Below are 20,314 nucleotides of genomic sequence, written 5' to 3'. Positions count from 1 at the left end.
TACAATTTCCTCCTAGACTTCTTTAAAATTTGGACAATCGACAGGATGATCTATACATGACTTTAACGTCTCGTCCACCTTCATCAATGTTACTGAGAAGCCACCCATTTCCATTGATGTAATAAAATTACCAATATACGATTTGTACGTCTTTATATTATTTTCATTTAATATTGCATCAACTTCTTTATTGATAATATATAATTCCATTTGTGAGGTTGCACCCAACCCATTTACTAACACAACCACTTCATCATCTGATTGATAAAGACCTTCTTTCAAAATGTTTTTCATAATAACTTGGACGGTTTCTTTTGCTGTGCGAATCGTTGTTTTTTCAATACCTGGTTCACCATGATGTCCTAATCCAATTTCCATCTCATTATCTTCAAGATCAAAACTTGGTTTTCCTGTTTGCGGTAAATAACAAGGACTTAACCCAATGCCCATCGAACGTGTATAATCATTTGCCAGTTGTGCAATACGACGTACTTCCTTCAAATCATAGCCAAAATCAGCAGCAGCACCTGCAGCTTTATAAACCAGTAATTCACCTGCTATGCCACGTCTCTCTTCAATTTCCTTCGCTGAAGCAACATCATCATTTCCTATTACTACTGCTGTTTCAATATCATCTTCGACTTCTGTCATTTCGCTGGCCATTTCAAAATTCATTAAATCTCCTGCATAATTTCCATAAATATATAACACACCATTGCCGTCATGAATTTCTCTAGTTACAGCTTGTATAGGAATTGGTGAAGGTGAAGCGAAAATATTACCTACTGCCACACCATCAGCCATACCTTGACCAACATATCCGATAAAAGCTGGCTCATGTCCTGATCCTCCACCAATTAAAACACTCACTTTACGATTAGGGTGTCGTTTTTTTCCAATTAATGCTCTTTGATGCAAGTTTGAACGTCTAATATATTCAGGATAAGCAATTAAATATCCGGCCATTAATTCTTCTATAACGTCATCAGGATGATTAATCATCTTTTTCATTTAAAGTCTCTCCTTTTAACTATCTATGTTATCTATCACTTTGCTGTTTTAAGGTACAAGCACAATTTTCAATGACTTATCTCCTTTTTTCATCAATTCAAAGCCTTCTTCAAAATCTTGCAGTGGCAATTGATGTGTTACTACGCCTTCAGTTGGATAATCACCATTTTGTATACCATTTATCACAAGCGGATAACAGTAAGGTCCTAAATGACTACCCATTAAATCTAGTTCTTTACGATCAGAAATGATGCTCCAATCAACAGTTACTGGATCCCCAAATACAGAAAATTCGACAAATCTTCCTAGTTTTCTAATTGCACTCAAACCCTGTTCAACAGATTTAGGATGTCCTGTCGCTTCAATGTAAGTATCACAACCATAGCCCTCAGTCATATCCTTAATTTCTTTTACTATGTCAACTTTTGCTGGATTCATTACAATGTCTGCACCAAACTGTTTCGCTAATTCTAAACGATCATCTTTCATATCTAGTACAACCAAAGTTTCAGCGCCAGATTTTTTATCAGCTCCTATCATGCCAAGCCCCAGTGTTCCAGCACCAGATAATACAACGAAATCTCCTAATTTGATGTTTGCACGTTGCACTGCATGTAAACTACAAGCATATGGTTCAATTAGAATTGCTTTTTCTATAGGTAGATCTTCAGGAACTTTATAATTTATTGCTTCTTTAGTGAATTTCATGTATTCAGCCATACCGCCATTGACATTATTTTGGAAACCGTATAAATCGTGTTTTTCACACATCCAATACTCTCCACGTTTACAAAATCTACATTCCCAACAAGGTACAATCTGTTCAGAAATGACACGATCACCTATTTCAAAATCAGTCACATCTTCGCCTTTCTCAACAATACGTGCAATAAATTCGTGGCCCGGTATCATCGGTGCTTTAATATAAGAAGGTTGCGTTTCATCACCCCAAAAACTTGGTGCTCCGCCATACGCTTTAATATCTCCTGCACAAATACCACATGCTTCAACTTTCACTATAATTTCTTTTGAATTCTCAATTGTTGGCGTCTCTACTGTTTCATATTTATAATCCCCTGGCGCATATGCTACAACTGCATTCATTTTGTCTGGATAATTTTTATTCGTCATTTTCAACAACCCCTTCTTTTATTAGAAAACGCTTTCATTTATACCTATAATTCTAATATATATTTTCATTTCTTTCAAATATTTTTTCGTTTATTTTCGTTTTGCTTTTGTTTTGTTATTTTTATAAAAAATTGTGTTAAACTAAATTATGAACATAAGGAGGTTGCGAATCATATGAAAATGTATGCAGATGAACGACGAGAGCACATATATACTTATATAAAGTCACATAAAAGAGCTACTGTAAAACAACTTTCAGATTACTTAAGCGTGACAGAAGCAACAGTTCGGAGCGATTTAAGGCTTTTAGAAAGTGAAAATAAGATTACACGTACACATGGCGGAGCAAAAGTAAATGATACGATGACTTCTAAATTAAACTTTTCTTACCGCTTAACACAAAAGCATCGTGAAAAACATAAAATAAGTGAGCATGCGTTAAATAAAATCGAACCGCAACAATGCATACTCATCGACGCAAGTTCAACTACATATGAGCTTGCAAAATTAATATCTGAGACAACAATGGAACTTACGATTATTACAAATGGATTGGAAAATGCAGTACTCTTAAAAGAAAATCCTAACTTAACAGTGCTCGTAGTTGGAGGGTTTGTATCACAAGATTCAAATGCAATTACTGGAAACATTGATTCACAAATTTTAGAAATGTATCATATTGATTATTTCTTTTTATCTGCAAACGGTTTCACCTTAGAAAATGGTTTGACTGATTTTTCATTACCTGAAGTTCAACTCAAAAAGCAGATGGTTCAAGAAAGTGAAAAAGTAATTGCTCTGATAGACCACAGTAAATTTGATATTTCATCTACTTTATCATTTGCTAAAATCACTGATATTACTGAAGTTATTACTGATGAACCCCCCCAAAAAAAATGGCTACAAAACATGCCATTTAAGTTAACTGTTGTTTAATTTCAAAATTAACAATTTAAAAAGCTGTATCAATTAGAATAATTTAATACCTAATTGATACAGCTTTTTTACTTAAAATAATTATCCAATCTTTTTATATACCACCTGACCATCCAACAGTAGTGAAGATATACAACACAATTGAACCTACGATGACCCAAATTAAAAACAATGGTGCCATAAATTTAAACCATGAACTAAAATTAGCTTTCGCAATAGCAATCGCACCTACTGTCGCACCCAATGTTGGCGTAATTAAATTACCTAATCCACCGCCAAAAGATAGTGAAGTTAACAGTATTTGGTCATTCACACCAAGTGTATGCGTAACTGGTTGTAATATTGGAACCATGACACTCATTAAACCTGAACCAGATGGTACTAAAAAATTAAATACTGTTGCTACTAAAAATATTAATATTGATACGACACCGGCTGAAGAACCATCAAGTTGTGTCGTTAATCCGTTGACAATCGTACTTAAAATCTTACCTTTTTCTAGAATGACGCTGATTGTGTTTGCCATGATAATAGCAAAAGCAACCACTAGCATTGGTTTAGCTCCTGCTAGAAATCCATCCACCATTTCACTAGGCCGTTTACTTTTTATTAAGTAAGCAAGCACAAAACTAATACCAAAAACAGTAATGAATACACCATTTCCATATTTCTCAGTCCAACTTAACATGCCGTTACCTATTGCTAATACTATAGGTGTAAAAATCACTAATCCTACTACAACCAAATCTCTCCAATTAATTGTTCTATCTTTCAAATCAATTTCTGTATTTGTTGTTTGCACATTATTTTGTTGCCAAGATGTAGTATTCATCAAACTTTTATTTGGTGATTTAATAACCCTTCTCGCATACCAGATAACATATAATAAAGTGACCAATAAAAACACTGTATACATAATTGCTCTCCCACCATATCCTGAATATAAAGTGACTTCCGGATAAACGATTTGACCAATTTTAGCCATACCTGAAGGAGAAACTGAAAATGCCATATACAAAGGTAGGAAGGTCATGCCAAGGGCAATAATTGGATCTAATTTTAACCTATTCGCTAAAATGACACCGAGCGTGACAAAAACAATCATCTGATCGCCACCTACAAAAAACCCTATAAACGCCATTAAAGAAAATAATCCTATAATGAGTGGTAAAGCACCTGCGTGTTCAAATCTATATATCATATAATTAGTTAACTTTGTCACTGAGTCCAATTGCAACATACCTCCAATTGCCCCACCAACAAATAGCAATAAAGTTACAGTTTGAGCTGATTGTATACCCCCATTTAATATTAAGGTAATTGCATAAAATGGATTAACTGGATTTTGTGAAATAGCATGATAAGTTCCTTGTACAATTTCACCACTTTTTGTCGTGTCAAATTCACCAGCTGGAATGACATATGTCAGTAAACATGCAAACATCATCATCATCAACATCATTAATAACACGTGTGGCAATTGAAATTTTCTTTTTTCTTTTATTTTTAATTGGTCTTGTTCAACATCTGTTTGCGAATGATGTGAAGTTGCACTATATTCAGACATTCTATTTCACTCCTTAAAAATCATTTAAATTAGATATGCTCTACTTTTGTGTTTCGATATCGATTTTCTTTAAACGGAATACCAAGATGATCACGTAATGTACTACCTTCATAAGATTTCGAATAATAACCTTTTGTTTCTAATATCGGTAACACTTCTCTTAAAAATTCATCATATATTTCACCATAGACATGTGGTCCAAAGATAAAGCCATCTGCTGCACCTTGTTCAAACCATTCAATTATTAATGCTGCTACTTCTTCATAAGTGCCTGTAAATGGTGAACGTCTTACAGTTTCTTCTAGAGCAACTTCTCTTAACGTTAAATTTTGTGATTTCGCACGTTCAGCAATTGCATCAGTAGTTGCACGAAAACTATTTTTCCCTACGTCACCTAACTCTGGAAATGGTGCATCTAATTCGTATTGAGTAAAGTCATGGTGATCATAATATCTTCCCAAGTAGTCTAAAGCCTCTTCAATTGTTGCTAATGATTTAAGTTCATTTAATCGTCGCTCTACTTCGGCTTTATCTTTTCCAATGACTGGTGCTAGCATTGGATAGACTTTAACATGGTCGGGATTACGCTCAAATGCTTGGGCTTGTTTTTTAATACTGTCATAATTACTTTTAGCAATTTCAAGTGACTCACCAAGTGTAAAAACGGCATCAGCATATTTAGCTGCATATGCCTGTCCTTTAGGAGAAGCTCCTGCTTGGAATATAACAGGTTGTCCTTGTTCTGACCGACTTGCATTCAAAGGACCTTTAACTTGGAAATATTGACCTTTGTAATCTAAAGTATGCATTTTACTTTTATCAACATATTCACCATTTTCAACATCGAACGTAAACGCGTCATCTTCGTACGAATCCCATAATCCTTGTACAACTTGGATATGTTCTTCAGCAATATCATATCGAACATCATGTTCTGGATGATCTCCTTTACTATAATTGTCAGCACTCCCAGCTAAAGGCGAAGTTACCACATTCCAGCCTGCACGACCTTTACTAATGTTATCAATGGTTGAAAGTTGTCTGGCCACTGTGAACGGTTCACTATACGAAGTTGAAATCGTACCAACTAATCCAATTTGCTGCGTTATAGGAGCAAGAGCTGCTAAAAATGTTAAAGGTTCATGTCTATCTAAAAAATGTGGTATCGATTTTTCATTGATATATAATCCATCTGCTACAAAAACGAAACTGAAGCCAGCTTTTTCTGCTTTGCGAGCAATTTCAAGTTGAAATTCAAAATTTGTACTTGCATCACTTGGAACCTCACTTGATTTCCAAGCATGCATATGACTACCAGGACCGTTCAACATAATTCCAAAATCTATTTTTTTATTTGTCATTTTACCCCTGCTTTCAAAGTCGATTTTTTATATACACGCGCTAATTGCTCTACTGTTTTTAATCGTAATGAATGATTTTGAACGGGCATATGAAACATAAATTCATCAACTTCATCATCTATATTTAATTCATGAATCTGTTGTTTTATGGACTCAGCTGTACCATTAAATACCTCTATTTGTTGTGCTTCAATTTCAAATGTCCTTGAACTTTGCTTTTTAAAATCATCAATTTGGTGTTCACTTGATACCGTTAATTTTTGACCGTCATCAAAGTGTAAAACATAGTTTGTACGCCCTTCTTCAATTAATGCGTACTCCGCTTCGCTATTCGATACAACAGCAGCCAAGGCAACAATTATTCTCCCCTCAGGGTAAAATGCTTTGTATGTACGAATGGCTTTTTGTAAAAGTTCATTATCCGAATTCAAAAAATATGCATAAATAAATCCTACTTTTTCTTCTGCTGCAAAACGCGCTGATCGTTCACTGCCACCTAAAAGAAAAACATGTGGTTTTTCAACCTCTTTATTACGAATCGTTGTTTTTAAATTTGAATATGGATTTTCTTTAGGAAAGTTTCCATTATTAAATTGATTTAATAAATGAAATTTATCATTGAAAGATGTAGGTGAACTTTTGATATCTTCTTGCAATGCTTGTGTCGCTAGAGGAAAACCACCAGGTGCTTTACCTATACCTAAATCTACTCTTCCCGGAGCGATTTGGCTCATAAAATGAAACTGCTCAATCACTTTAAATGGACTATAATGCTGTAGCATAACCCCACCAGAACCAATGTTTATTCTATTTGTTTGGTTTAATAGATGTGTAACTAATATTTCAGGACTCGTACCAACGACTTCTTGTATATTATGATGCTCTGCAACAAAATATCTTGTATAATTCAGGTTTTCTGCTAATTGAGCGAGTTCAACTGTTCTCTTTATCCCGTCGCTAACTGCTTCATTATGATCTATCGGACTTTGATCAAGTATACTAATAGATGTCATAAACAATCCCCCAATCGATTTCTGAAAATTATATTAGTTTCAATCTTATGCTCACGGTAACATTTTGTCAAGTATCCTTATCGTTTTACTAAGGATTAAGAGAGGGATTGCTTTTGCCATCTCGAGTACTCCATTTTTTACATACCATTTATCATTTAAATTGAAAATTGTTAACCAAGTACACTTTTCTCATAAAAAAAGAGCAGAGTAACATCACCCTTTAATAAAGTGATGTTATTCCGCTCTAATTTAAAAGACTAAGCATAAAATTTATTTCTGTTATGGCTTGCCTCATTATATGATATTAAATTTTGCATACATTGTGGTTAAAATAACTTTTTAATATGACCAACCCAAAGTATGTTCCACTTCATCATCCTCATGTTCAATATTATCTATATCAATCATAGATTCTGAAATGTTTCTAGAATGGTAACCAATACGCTCTAAGATAGCTATCATATCTAGATATAGCAAACCACCTTCTAAAGAACATTCTCCAGAACTTAAGCGCTTGATATGTTTCTTCCTAAGATCATGTTCTAATGTATACGAATCGTTACTCAAACGAACGATTTCATCTTTTTTAACTCTGTCATATACGTTAAACATATCAATTGTTTTTTCAAGTGACGCATCGACATGGTCATATAGTCTTTCAATACTTTGTTCTGCTTTTGCAGATATTTGAATTGATTCTGTTTCTTTTTTCTTTAAATCCAATAAATAAGCTTCTGTTAAACTTGCTACTTTAATAAACGTTCGATTAACATCGAATAACACAGACATTCTTTCTGCATCTTGTTTGGATATCTTCTTCTCAGAGATTTTTGTTAAATATTGTCTTACATTGTCATACATACTTTCCACAGCTGCATGCTTCTGAATTATATCTTTTTCTGTTTTATCATCATAGTTCTTAGCATATCTAAACATATCGAAAGTCATATGACCTATATTTTGAATTTCATCTTGAGCTTCTTGTAATGCAATGTTAGGAGCTCTGTTGATTAAATTTTTATCTAACATTCTTGGTTTATATTTTTCATTCAAGTCTTCGCCTGGTACTAACTTCGTCACAATCCATGCTAGGATGAAAATAAATGGCAATTGAATAATTGTGTTTGTTACATTGAACGTACCATGTGCAAATGCAATAACCATTTCAGGTTTTAAATTCATAATCCCTTGCATCCATTCAATAACTAATTGATAGAGAGGCATGATTATTAAGAAAATGATAGCGCCAATTACATTGAAGAGTACATGTACAGCTGCCACACGTTTTGCCGCCAACGAGCCTGCTAAACTGGCAAGTACTGCCGTGATTGTCGTACCAATATTATCGCCTAAAAGTACAGGAAGTGCACCGTGTAAACTAATTAAATCATTGGCAAAGAATCCTTGTAAAATACCAATTGTGGCACTTGAACTTTGGATAATTACTGTTAATAATGTACCTGCTACCACACCATATAATGGATTCGAAGACATATCTAACATAATTTGTTTAAAAGAGTCTAAATTTGCTAATGGTTTAACTGCACCACTCATAAGTTCTAAACCATAGAACAATGCACCAAAACCAAATAAAATCATACCCACATTTTTCACTTTACGTTTTTGAATAAAGAAAATTAGAAATGCACCAATTGCTAAAATTGGCAGCGAATACTCACCGATATCAATACCTATAATAAATGCAGTAACTGTAGTACCAATATTCGCTCCCATAACTACTCCAATTGCCTGACGCATTGTCATAAAGCCTGCACTAACAAGACCTATAGTAATTACTGTTGTGCCCGAACTACTTTGAATTAATATCGTTACAATCATACCAGCCAAGACACCCATTAAAGGGTTACTTGTAAAAGTATTTAAAATGCTTCTTAATCTATCACCAGCTGCGGCTTGTAAACCGTCTCCCATTTGTTTAATACCATATAGAAAAATACCTAATCCACCAATAAAGGTAAAAATAATCTCCATTACAGAAGAATCCATCGTTACACCTCTTTAAAATATTTGTAAACTATGTGAAGTATAACTAATTTTTGTTAAGCTAATGTTAATTTATCGTTAAAATTACATCGTATTTTCTCAACATTTCTGTAATCTTATTTCACCAATACATGCAAACCTTTCCAAATTCGTTAACCATGCAGATTTTACAATATGATACTTATAATATCCTTAAATTAATTCTTTTTATAAGTATTACAATTAAAATTGAAAGATACTTGTCAACCGCTCTAATCTTCGCTAATATAATTAAGAATTTAATGAAGGGAAGATTTGTATTGTGATTACTGCTTATAAACATACTCAAACACAAGAAATAATAACATCAACTTTAGACCATGATGCTTCATGGATCAATGTCGTTGACCCAAATTGGGAAGAAATAGAACATTTAATAGATTTATACCATTTACCAGAAGATTTTATTAGAGACCCTCTAGATACTGAGGAAAGTTCTCGTGTTGAATACGATGAAGAAACAGGCTATTCCCTCATAATCCTTGATTTGCCAGTTGTTAATGATACAAATCTTAATGTGCTCTCGTTTATAACAATTCCTCTAGGTATTATTATTGGTAATAAAAAAATATTTACTGTATGTAATGTGGAGAACGAATTTCTAGAAAAATTTAGCCATCAAAATTTAAATTTACATTTTCATAGCCGATTCGCGCTCAATATATTATTAACGATCGCGAATCATTATAATAGAAACCTTAGATTATTAAATAAAACGAGATTACGTATAGAACGTGATTTAAAAATTAATGTTACAAACAAACAACTATATAATTTAATGGAAGTTGAAAAGAGTTTAGTTTATTTCTTAGCAGCATTAAAAGGTAATGAAACGATAGTAAAGAAACTTTTCAGATTACCTGCAATTAAACGATTTGAAGAAGATGAAGATTTGTTGGAAGATTTAGTCATAGAAAATAATCAAGCTTTAGAGACCACAAGATTATACACGGATATATTAGAAAGTATTACAACTTCATATGCATCACTACTTTCAAATGAAATGAATAATACGATGAAAACATTGACATTATTTACTGTCTTTTTAACATTACCAACTTTAGTATTTAGCTTTTTCGGCATGAATGTTCCATTACCTATTGATGAACATAGCTATGTCTCTTGGGTTATCGTGATCGCTATTTCACTAATTATCGTTTCATGTGTAGGTGCATTTCTATGGCGAAAGCAAAAGTTTTGATATAGAGCAAACACACATTTAAAAATAACTAGATATAAAGCTTATGCTCAATATGAAAGATTCTATCATGTGTTATTGTACTGAATCTTGAAATTTGTACTTTGGTTTTCTGTAATATTCTAAAAGCTTGTTTCCTCAAAAATTTAGGAGACATGCCTTTTAAATTTATTTCACTTTTTTATTAAAATTTATATATTGAGAATAGCTTGTCACATCAGGTTAATTTTCAAAAATAAAAACGTCAATTTCTATATGATTAGAATTGACGTTTTTAAATATTATAATCCAAACTATTTTTTGCTGATGGTAAAAATAAATATTAGCTGACTTTAATTTGATACTGGCCTTAACCTAAAGGCATAATATCTTCTTTAGTAATATCATCATAATAATATTTTATTTTATAGATAAAATAATCTTTCAATCTATTCATGTTTTCCAATGTGCTTGAAGCTTGTTCCAAATGAATTAACCACGATCTTGCTGGACACTCAGTATCATAAAATTCTTTATGGATTCTTACTGTTTCTCTATTAACAGGCAATTGATATTTCTTTAAAATTGCAGCTGCTAGCCAAAAGCTAACCTCTTCTACCTTCATAAATGCACTATCTGTTAATATACCATTGATTTTAGACTGACATCTCTCGATACCAATATAATGCGTATTGGCAAATGTATTTCCGCAGTGCCATTCAGTATATTGTGTTGGATGAAACCAGTAACATGTGTCTTGGTCGATGTAGACGCTCGCCCATCCTTTTTCTAATTCGTTTTTTTCAATGCGCTTATTTAACCATGTAATGTAATTTTTGGCAGAATAATTTTCGGCATCATCGTGTAGAACGACACCTAAAATATCTTTTTTTCGTTCAGTGATTTTCTCCTCTATTTCATAATAATTTGAGTATATATGCTCCATTATTTTCCCTCTTTAATATTTAAATTTTTAAATTTTTACAGCATTAGTTCGTTTAATTTATTTATTCCAAATTTAATGGTGTACACAATTTAATTTTATCGATTGAATTAGCGCTTGAAATAAGAAAATAGTTATATTTAATATATTAATATTCACAACTATTTATTATATAATGTAATTTAGTCAATATAACAATATGTTATCAGGAGTTGCTAGATAGAATGGAACATGCCACATTATGTATCCACGATTTTTTAACTACAGACACGCAACGTTGTATCAACCAAGTCATACTATTATTTTCATTAAATAGTAAATTGAATATCAATATTAATGGTAAACAAACTTCGGTTGAAAACAATATCGCTATCATCAATCATAGTGATTTATTTTGTATAACTCACGCAGAACAACTTGTTGAACTAAAAATACCAATACAACAAATCATCCCGCTTAATCAATTATTTTTTAATTGTTATTATGATGCAAAAGCATTGCATGCTCAAGAATACTTGAAGTATTTAATACTAAACATGATTGAAAAATTAAATACTATGAATTCAATGGAATTACCTCAATTAACTGAGCTTATTTCTACCTTAGAGCAAGAAACTAAAAAATCAACTGATTATGCTTATATACCGACAATCCATTCTGAAAATGAACTTTTAAATAAAATATCAGATTATATTCAAAAGCACATTACACAACATATCATGTCCAAAGAAATTTCTTCAATTTTTTATATTTCTAGTTCATACATATCGATTTTATTTAAAAAATATTTAGGTATTAGCTTTAAACATTATGTAGTAAGTTTAAAAATTGCGCTTTCTCTTAATGAACTTATTAATAGTAACAAAACCATTTATCTTATTTCTGAAAATATAGGTTTCAATCATTATGCTAACTATACTCATCAATTCAAATATCATCTCAAGTTAACACCGCTTGCTTACAGAAAAAAGCTTAATATATTGCACAATAATCCTATTACGTTATTAACTACTGATATTAGCGGATATTCACACTATTTCAAAGCCTACTTAGATGACCATAATCAATCACTTGATAACGAAATTATCAATTTAGACCACTTAAAGTATAATGATTTGGCAAAACAACCTACCATCTTTATTCATATTGATAATCTAATGGATATAATTCAAACAAATTTAAATCAAAAACTTAATTTTAGTGACCTTACAAACTGCTATTTACTTATAAATAATGTGAGCAATCTAGCATCAGCTTCACTCAATTTAAATGGGATTGTCAATTTTATCGATGCTATTTTTTCTAACTGTATAGGCGTAGTTATTAGAATTAAATCCATGGAAGAATATAAAAAAATAGAACAAGTGATTTCCCAATTTTTAATATTCAAACCTAAATATCATGCTAATGGTAATATGTATAACTTTATGATTCTATTTGATTCAGAATACTTAAAGTTAAATGATATAAACAGATTGTACATTAAAGTCAGAAGTTTAAATATTAATATCAAATTAGCAATCAATGTAGAAGGCGTGTTAACCCAAACTCAAAGTCTTAAACACACTTTTACACTCTTACATAGATTTAATTTTGACTTTAATTTTATTGATGTAGAACGTAGCGAATTACGTACAATGTTATTAAAGCATAGCCATCAATTCGATAATGTATCAAGTTATAGTGATTATTATAATAAATTCGTCACACTTTCTAAGCTACAACCTAATAAATGTGTGTACTCAAAACTTACTAAAAATCACTTCACTCAATATAATCAAAAAGCGCCTTTAGGAATATCAGAAATTATGCAACATACAATACAATTGATTAAAAATGGTTCTGCTGTTGGCTATGAACTAATGAATAAATGTATATATGACGTTGCATTAATGAATCATCACGGCATATATGAACCCATTGTATATATAATGCAATTCTTAAAGCCATTTTATGGAAAAGCGATATTAATACAACCTAATTATTTAGTTGCAAAAGATAAACAATGTACACATTTACTATTATTCAATGCCAATACGCACACAACGTTAAACAAGCGAAAGTTTATATTAAAACAACAAACAATTATTTCAAAATTAATTTTATTTATACGTACGTTAAATAGAGAACATGGTTTTATAGATTATGCTTTACCTCCTATATTTAATGATATTTTCATTGAACAATCACTGTTAAAAAATATAGAACGTTCAAATATGCCGAAATCAGAATTACGACATACTACCTATCCACACACACCTATTGAGTTTGATATTGATCGAGATGAGGTGAAATACATTCGCTTATCACCTACAAATAAATAATAGTGTAGCATAGACATGAAACTTTAAAAATAAGTACATATTAGCACAATTTAATTTAAAAGTTTTGTCATCGCTTATACTTCAATTGCATTATGCTAAAATATCAGATATAACTGAAGTAAAGATATATAAAGGAGAATCTAATTTTGAAAAATAAAATGTTTGCAATTATTATCAGTGCAGTAATGGTGATTGTAGCTATTGTCTTAGTTATTATGATGGTTTCTGGTGGTCAAAAAGAGACATACTTCGGCTACATGAAAAATAGTACAACTGCTGATAAAGTAGTGAGTGAAAAAGACCATGAAGTAGAGGAAAATGTAAAAATACCTTCTAAATCAGGATTTAATCCTAAAAAAGGTGATTTTGTAAAACTTATTAAATCTGAGGACGAAGACACTTATAGTAAAATGGAAGTCGTTGATCACGATGACATTCCGCATGGTCTAATGATGAAAATTCACGATATGGACATGAAAGGCATGTAAATAAGTAAAACCGCGTCACAAAACAGCCCCATAAGCACTTCTTAGAAGTGAAGTGCTTATGGGGCTGTTTGTGCCTTAAATAACATTAATTTTGTTTAACCCATCACTTGTTTTCAAAAACATTCTACTGTTGTTGTTTTATAATTAACATAATATAACCGTAATTAACAAAAAAGCACTGAATAGATTTATTTTCTATTCAGTGCAAAATGTCAGAAATTTAATTTAGTTTATATCGATTTTAGATAGGCTTGACCTTTCTCTTTGTCATAAGCATTTTCCCATTTTGCAATAACAATGGTAGATAATGCGTTACCTAATACATTTACACAAGTTCGTACCATATCTAATAGTCTATCGACACCGATAATCAATGCCAGTCCTTCAGCTGGTAATCCCATTGTTGTCAATGTTGTAATAAGTACTACAATTGATACTCCTGGTACGCCCGCCATACCTTTTGAAGCAACCATCAAAGTAACCATTAACATGATTTGTTGGCCGATGGACATATCGATGCCATACATCTGAGCAACAAATAAGGCTGCTATTGATTGATATAATGCAGATCCATCAAGGTTAAATGTATATCCAATTGGTACTACAAATGAAGTAATATCTTTTGGAGAACCAAAGTTTTCCATTTTTTTCATTATTATTGGTAACACAGATTCAGAACTTGATGTTGAAAATGCTAATACTAGTTCATTTTTTAGTATTTTAATAATAGAGAAAATACTAATACCGCATAATCTAGCTACGATACCAAGTACAACAATAATAAAGAATATCATTGCACCGATAACCACTAATAGTAATTTTAATAATGGTATTAATGCTGAAGCACCAAAAGTCATAATTGTCGTACAAATAAATGCGAATACGCCAATAGGTGCTAATTTCAATATTTTATTAATCATCCAAAACACAGCTTCTAATGAACCACTTAAAACCGCTTTTACAGGTTCTGCTTTTTTACCAATTGCTGATAATGCAACACCAAAAAACACTGCAAAGAAAATGATTGGTAGTAATTCACCTGAAGTCAATGCCTCGAAAAGATTTTGAGGCACAATGTTTACAATTGTATCGATAAAGTGATTTCCATATGTAGATGATTCGGCAGCTTTTGCCGAGGATTCATATGTTGAAATATCACCTTTGGGTAATTTATCTGGATCTAAACCTTTCCCTGGTTTAAATATATTCGCAAAAAGTATACCTAGTCCTATAGCTATTGTTGTTATAATTTCAAAATATAAAATTGTTTTAAAACCGTAACGTCCCACTGTTTTAGATTCACCTACATTGGATATAGATAATGCTAGTGAACAAAAAACAACTGGAATTACAATCATTTTTATTAAATTCAAGAAGACATCGCCAAAAGGCTTAATGTAATTTGCAATTTCATCGTGCCCATAAAGTAATAGGCCTACGATAACACCTAATACCAAAGCGATAATAACTTGCATTGGTAAACTGATTCTTCTTATAATTGCCATGATGTTTCTCCCCTTTTTCTGACATTGCTTAATTATATCAAAATAATTTTTATATAGATATAAATTTTTTCGGCAAAAAGAGTTGATATTACACTTAATTTTTATTTTTACTCATTTTATATATATATAAGTAACATAATTATTTTGACAAATATACAAAATTGGCGTTAAAGACTATGATATCACGCTATGATCGCTTACTAAAAGTTAGATATAATGATATAATCACAAATAAAACCACTACTCTTTTAGTCTATTTTTTATTTGAGTAACATAAGAAATCGGTATGATTTTTATATACATTTCACTTGGAATAGTGCTCAAAATGCTTATGTTTTTTAATTTTTACTAAAGTAATCTATACGATAAAAGCATTTAATAAAAAATGGCTGATGCCATAAATAAATACGGTACCAGCCAACTTTATCCTGTTTTGCTTTAATCTATAAAATAATAACATCATTAAAAATAACTTTTAATCTTTAGGTTGATATTTTTCTTTAAAAGCATTATGTTTTGCGCCTTTGACATTTTTCTTAGTTTCTGGATCAAAACCTTGCACCAATATACCTTTATATGTACTAATCGGTTGAACGACATAAGTATGATCTGAATCATCTTTAAATTTAATTTCTTTATAATACAAACCTTTTTTAGCACTATATAATGTTTTCTCTGTTTGGATTTTATCAGTTAGATGAGTTTCATCTAAATAGTTATCAACTAACTCTAAATTTTTGTGACCTTGATAAGTTCTTAAACCAAAGAAAAAAATTACAGCCAAAATTAACGAAATAATTAATAGTCCTAGTATTTTCAAAAACGTCTTCATTATTTATCTCCTTTTAAGTAAAAACAATTATTATACATACTCCATTGTTAATCCTCATACTCTTAAATTCCTAGACTACTTATTAAAATTCATAATATTAATATTATGAACGATAACAAATAAATTATAAAGTATTATTACCTTTTGTAACAAAATGTTCTTAATTTTCCGCTTATGTATAACTGTATATATTATAAAATATACATATATTCTTTATTACTTTTTGAATAATCCGTTCAGGACAATTTCACCTAACTTTAATATGAATGAAATCAATAAAATAACTCAAATAACACTTTCACAACAGTATAAAAATATTATGAATAAAGACACAACTGTTCCTTGACAATGTACGTAGTTCATAATAAGGTTAAATTTCAAAAGGGGTGATTAAATGGAGGACAAATTAAGTTACTTAGAAGAACAACTGTGCTTTCTATTTTATGTTTCATCAAAAGAAATAATAAAAAAATATACTTCATATTTAAAAGAGTATGATTTAACATATACTGGTTATATTGTTATGCTCGCAATTAAAAAAAATGAAAAAATCAACATCAAAACACTTGGACAACGCGTTTATCTTGATTCAGGTACGCTAACACCATTACTAAAAAAATTAGAAAAAAAAGGGTTTGTTAGTAGAACACGTGAGATTGATGATGAACGTAATTTACAAATTGCACTTACCGAACATGGTGCAAAAGTTCAAGATTCATTATCCGGTGTGTCTAGAAAAGTTTTTGGTGAATTTGATATGGATATCGATGAAGCCGTTCACTTAAAAGAGACAATACAAAATTTTGTGAATAAACATTTCACTAAAGAAATTTAATATATTAAGAGGCAAAGAAACGTTTAAAGTGTGTAGTTTATTTATGCTATTTTAAACTTAAACTTGCCTCTTTTTTATTTTTTCTAATTATACTTATGTTAACAATCATTGATACGCCATTTTTGATATGATCGTACATTTAGAATAATCAACGCTCATAGTTTGACTTTGACTTTCTTTGACTAATGTATTATAATATTAATATAAGGTTAAAGGAGAGGTGAAAAATGATGCAAAACACTCAAAATCTTTCTACAGATATTCTAGAAAATTTATTAACCGAGCATCATGATTTTAACGTAGATGTATATGAATCAAGTGATGCATATCAAGTCATGGCTGAACTGCCAGGTTACAGTAAAGAAGATATAGATATTCAATTTGATGAAAAGACTTTAACAATCAGTGTTACAAATACTTCTACAACAACTCAAAACCAAGATAATTACTTGATTAAAGAGCGCAATTTTAATAATCAAAGTAGACAATTTATATTTAAAAATGTAGATGAACCTAATATTAAAGCAATGCTAAACGATGGTATATTAAATGTTACGTTACCTATTAAACATACAAAAAAACAAATTAATATTGATTAAATCGTAACAAAATAAATTTATTATATAAGGAGAGATGCTTTATGGCATTCAATATGAAACCATTCGATAATTCATTTTTCGATGCAAATCCTAGTGATTTATTCAGAGACTTTGGACGTCAATTTTTCGATCAATTTCCAGGAAGTAATAGCATTAAAACAGATGTCAAAGAACTTGAAGATGCTTACGTAGTAGAAGCAGAATTACCAGGTATGAAAAAAGAAAATATTAATCTTCAATTTGAAAATAATGTTTTAACAATAGAAGGTAAACAATCATTTGAAAATAATAAAGAAGATGAAAATGGACGCATGATTCATCAAGAACGCAGCTATAGTGATGTAAAACGTCAATATCAATTTGATAATGTTGATGAAAATGGCATTAAAGCTGCTTACGAAAATGGCATGCTAAATGTGACGCTACCTAAAAAAGAGAAAAAAGAGTCTTCTTATAATATTCAAATTGATTAAACATTAAAGGCAACACTTCCTAAAAGTGAAGTGTTGCTTTTTTTATTAAATTTATAGTTTTAGTTTACATTTTAACCATTCTCGACATGTTGTTAATGCTATAATTCCAAATATCGCTAGTAATAAAAACGCTAAATGACTGGAACCTGTAACTATTGTGACATAAGAAATAACAATCGGTGGGAAGAATCCCCCCAAACCGCCAATCATAGAAACAATACCATTTGCAGTACCTGCCTCTTTACTAAAATATAAAAATAGGGAATTCCCTTAGCTAAAACCTAAAGGAATCCCCTACTACATATCATCACTTAAAATGGCGGTTGTCCTAATACTTCTTCATCAAAACGATCTGGAATTAATACTTTTCTCATAATAACGCCTAAATCACCATCGTCATTTTCATGTTCCGCATAAACTTCATAACCTCTTCTTTTGTATATATCTAATAGCCATGGATGTTTGCGTGCAGATGTACCCAATGTCACTGCTGGTACCTTAAGCGTATCTCTAAGGAAGGTTTCTTCAACGTATTTTAATAACTTGCCGCCCAATCCTTGACCATCATACGAAGGTTTTGTAGCAAACCACCATACAAACGGATAAATAGAAATACGTCGTTTTGTCTCCCAAGGATAACGTACAGTTATCGTTGAAATAATTTCCGTGTTATTTTCCAAGACAAAAGTCGTACCCGTTTGTAAATTTTTTTCAACCATTTCAACACTAGCGTTGACAGATGGCCAATCAATACCTAATTCTCTTAATGGTGTAAATGCTTCATGCATTAATTTTTGCAATGCTTCAGCATCACCTATTTCAGCAATTCTAATATTATAGTCAGACATTTTGTCACTCCTTAGCGTTTCTCTTAAAGCTTCATTTTATTAAATCTCAAACATTAATTTACAGTAATACAATATGGTTTCTTGATAAATGAGTCAATTTTTTTGTTTTATAGATAAAAAATAAAAGACAATACGATTTCATTAAAGAAACCGCATTGTCTTTCTACTTTATCTTAAAATCAACTGCGCAAACTATCGCGTTTACCGTTTAAATAAGCATAAACCAGCCCAACAAATATACCTCCACCAATATAATTACCTATAAAAGCAAAGACTATATTTTTTAAAACGTGTAGCCATGCGACAGCGTCAAAATTATAAAAGAGCATACCAGCATATAAACCTGCATTAAATACTACGTGTTCATAACCCATAAATACAAAGACAATAACACCACAGGCTATGAAGAAAGCTTTAGATAAACCATCTTTAAATTGAATTGATACGTAAATTCCAATATTTATGAAGAAATTACAGAAAATGGCTTTTACTAAAATGGCATACCATGTCGTATCTATGGTCTTTCCATCTACAAGCGTTGTTAAACTTGTCACCATTTCCGTTGTTATTATAGGCGTAAACTTCATTAACCCAAATAATACAATACCTCCAATAATATTAAAAAAGAAGCATACTAACATGATGAGTAACGCCTTGTTCATACCGATAAGTTTATAATACCATCCAACTGTTAAATACATAAAATTACTCGTTAATAATTCTGAATGTGTTAGTACGATTAATACTAAGGCTAAACTGAATGAAATAGCGCCTATTAAGTTAATGAGTCCTTCATTTGCACCATCAAATTGTGTTTTTATTGCAAGCATGAAAACTGTTACAATGGCTAACAAAAATCCAGACATAATCGATTTTAATGCATAACGTCCAGGTGTTTGGTCAAACATTACATCCTTCATTTGAACTTGATTATTAATGTTCTTAATTGTTTCGCCTGACATATATGTATCTTTGATGGCTTTATTATTATCTATCAACATCGACACCCTTCCCCTTTAAAATATTTAGATTTCAAACTTACAGATTCATTGTATTATTTTTTATTCAAATTTAATAGACGTACTTCTATTTTACATAAAAAAACACCTCCGTATAAATTCTTTTTAATGTGAATTCAACGAAAGTGTCTTTATTTCACTCCAAATATTAGAGACAGTTCATAACGAATTAGCGCTCATATTGGAGCGTGGATAGCTCTAACTTAATC

General features: G+C 31.0%; 18 protein-coding genes and 1 pseudogene. 7 read left to right on the top strand and 12 right to left on the bottom strand.

Annotation, left to right across the window (positions count from 1 at the left end; all coding sequences use genetic code 11):
• Window positions 1-12 precede the first annotated feature (12 nt).
• The gene (locus JG554_RS02790; protein ID WP_046207592.1) at window positions 13-1,011 is read right to left on the bottom strand and encodes a dihydroxyacetone kinase subunit DhaK; all 999 of its coding nucleotides are present in this window, start codon (window positions 1,009-1,011) and stop codon (window positions 13-15) included.
• A 48-nt stretch (window positions 1,012-1,059) separates the two neighbouring features.
• Entirely contained in the window at window positions 1,060-2,142 is a 1,083-nt protein-coding gene (locus tag JG554_RS02785) for an MDR/zinc-dependent alcohol dehydrogenase-like family protein (protein WP_203265366.1), read from the bottom strand.
• A gap of 174 nt (window positions 2,143-2,316) precedes the next feature.
• On the opposite strand from JG554_RS02785, the gene JG554_RS02780 reads away from it, so the two are divergent.
• Window positions 2,317-3,078 (top strand): DeoR/GlpR family DNA-binding transcription regulator, encoded by a 762-nt coding sequence (locus tag JG554_RS02780; RefSeq protein ID WP_019468844.1) that lies wholly within the window; start codon window positions 2,317-2,319, stop codon window positions 3,076-3,078.
• Window positions 3,079-3,172: 94 nt separating this feature from the next.
• On the opposite strand, the gene JG554_RS02775 is transcribed toward JG554_RS02780, so the two are convergent.
• From JG554_RS02775 to JG554_RS02760, 4 genes are all read right to left on the bottom strand, one after another.
• Window positions 3,173-4,645, bottom strand: coding sequence for a Na+/H+ antiporter NhaC family protein (locus JG554_RS02775; protein WP_040030123.1), 1,473 nt, complete (start codon window positions 4,643-4,645; stop codon window positions 3,173-3,175).
• Window positions 4,646-4,674: 29 nt separating this feature from the next.
• A complete protein-coding gene (locus JG554_RS02770) occupies window positions 4,675-6,006 on the bottom strand; it encodes an LLM class flavin-dependent oxidoreductase (protein WP_064209325.1) in 1,332 nt (443 codons plus the stop codon).
• Window positions 6,003-7,019: an MsnO8 family LLM class oxidoreductase gene (locus JG554_RS02765; protein WP_046207588.1), complete on the bottom strand. Its 1,017-nt coding sequence runs from the start codon at window positions 7,017-7,019 to the stop codon at window positions 6,003-6,005. The genes JG554_RS02770 and JG554_RS02765 overlap by 4 nt, the downstream gene beginning before the upstream one ends.
• 339 nt (window positions 7,020-7,358) lie before the next feature.
• Window positions 7,359-9,026, bottom strand: coding sequence for a Na/Pi cotransporter family protein (locus JG554_RS02760; protein WP_046207587.1), 1,668 nt, complete (start codon window positions 9,024-9,026; stop codon window positions 7,359-7,361).
• A 298-nt stretch (window positions 9,027-9,324) separates the two neighbouring features.
• Here JG554_RS02760 and JG554_RS02755 point away from each other — a divergent pair, with 298 nt between their 5' ends.
• Window positions 9,325-10,263: a magnesium transporter CorA family protein gene (locus tag JG554_RS02755; protein ID WP_203265365.1), complete on the top strand. Its 939-nt coding sequence runs from the start codon at window positions 9,325-9,327 to the stop codon at window positions 10,261-10,263.
• 346 nt (window positions 10,264-10,609) lie between these two features.
• Here the strand turns inward: JG554_RS02755 and JG554_RS02750 are convergent, their stop codons facing one another.
• Complete coding sequence (locus JG554_RS02750) at window positions 10,610-11,185, bottom strand: peptidoglycan recognition protein family protein (RefSeq protein ID WP_064209323.1); 576 nt, start codon at window positions 11,183-11,185, stop codon at window positions 10,610-10,612.
• 221 nt (window positions 11,186-11,406) lie between these two features.
• On the opposite strand from JG554_RS02750, the gene rsp reads away from it, so the two are divergent.
• Window positions 11,407-13,506 (top strand): AraC family transcriptional regulator Rsp, encoded by a 2,100-nt coding sequence (gene rsp, locus JG554_RS02745; RefSeq protein ID WP_070037498.1) that lies wholly within the window; start codon window positions 11,407-11,409, stop codon window positions 13,504-13,506.
• A 146-nt stretch (window positions 13,507-13,652) separates the two neighbouring features.
• Complete coding sequence (locus JG554_RS02740; RefSeq protein ID WP_019468837.1) at window positions 13,653-13,994, top strand: DUF4889 domain-containing protein; 342 nt, start codon at window positions 13,653-13,655, stop codon at window positions 13,992-13,994.
• A gap of 230 nt (window positions 13,995-14,224) precedes the next feature.
• Here JG554_RS02740 and JG554_RS02735 read toward each other — a convergent pair whose 3' ends face one another.
• Window positions 14,225-15,499: a cation:dicarboxylate symporter family transporter gene (locus tag JG554_RS02735; RefSeq protein WP_019468836.1), complete on the bottom strand. Its 1,275-nt coding sequence runs from the start codon at window positions 15,497-15,499 to the stop codon at window positions 14,225-14,227.
• A gap of 475 nt (window positions 15,500-15,974) precedes the next feature.
• Window positions 15,975-16,331 carry a DUF3139 domain-containing protein gene (locus JG554_RS02730; protein WP_019468835.1) on the bottom strand — a complete coding sequence of 119 codons (357 nt, stop codon included), beginning with the start codon at window positions 16,329-16,331 and terminating at the stop codon, window positions 15,975-15,977.
• Window positions 16,332-16,725: 394 nt separating this feature from the next.
• Between JG554_RS02730 and JG554_RS02725 the strand changes: the two genes are divergently transcribed.
• The 3 genes from JG554_RS02725 (at window position 16,726) to JG554_RS02715 (ending at window position 18,238) form a co-directional block, all read left to right on the top strand.
• Entirely contained in the window at window positions 16,726-17,166 is a 441-nt protein-coding gene (locus tag JG554_RS02725; RefSeq protein WP_070037495.1) for a MarR family winged helix-turn-helix transcriptional regulator, read from the top strand.
• A gap of 227 nt (window positions 17,167-17,393) precedes the next feature.
• Window positions 17,394-17,765, top strand: coding sequence for an Hsp20/alpha crystallin family protein (locus tag JG554_RS02720; RefSeq protein WP_070037491.1), 372 nt, complete (start codon window positions 17,394-17,396; stop codon window positions 17,763-17,765).
• A 41-nt stretch (window positions 17,766-17,806) separates the two neighbouring features.
• Window positions 17,807-18,238 carry an Hsp20/alpha crystallin family protein gene (locus tag JG554_RS02715; RefSeq protein WP_070037488.1) on the top strand — a complete coding sequence of 144 codons (432 nt, stop codon included), beginning with the start codon at window positions 17,807-17,809 and terminating at the stop codon, window positions 18,236-18,238.
• 51 nt (window positions 18,239-18,289) lie between these two features.
• Here the strand turns inward: JG554_RS02715 and JG554_RS02710 are convergent.
• The 3 genes and pseudogenes from JG554_RS02710 to JG554_RS02700 form a co-directional block, all read right to left on the bottom strand.
• Window positions 18,290-18,490: pseudogene (locus JG554_RS02710) on the bottom strand (hypothetical protein); the annotation flags it as partial.
• 59 nt (window positions 18,491-18,549) lie between these two features.
• Window positions 18,550-19,086, bottom strand: coding sequence for a GNAT family N-acetyltransferase (locus JG554_RS02705; protein WP_070037485.1), 537 nt, complete (start codon window positions 19,084-19,086; stop codon window positions 18,550-18,552).
• A 179-nt stretch (window positions 19,087-19,265) separates the two neighbouring features.
• Window positions 19,266-20,084: a formate/nitrite transporter family protein gene (locus tag JG554_RS02700; RefSeq protein WP_070037733.1), complete on the bottom strand. Its 819-nt coding sequence runs from the start codon at window positions 20,082-20,084 to the stop codon at window positions 19,266-19,268.
• Window positions 20,085-20,314 lie beyond the last annotated feature (230 nt).

Source organism: Staphylococcus sp. 11-B-312, assembly GCF_016743055.1.
In the GTDB taxonomy this organism is placed as follows: Bacteria; Bacillota; Bacilli; order Staphylococcales; family Staphylococcaceae; genus Staphylococcus; species Staphylococcus ureilyticus.
The sequence above is the reverse complement of the archived record's forward strand: the minus strand, read 5'-3'. Positions and strand labels throughout refer to the sequence as shown.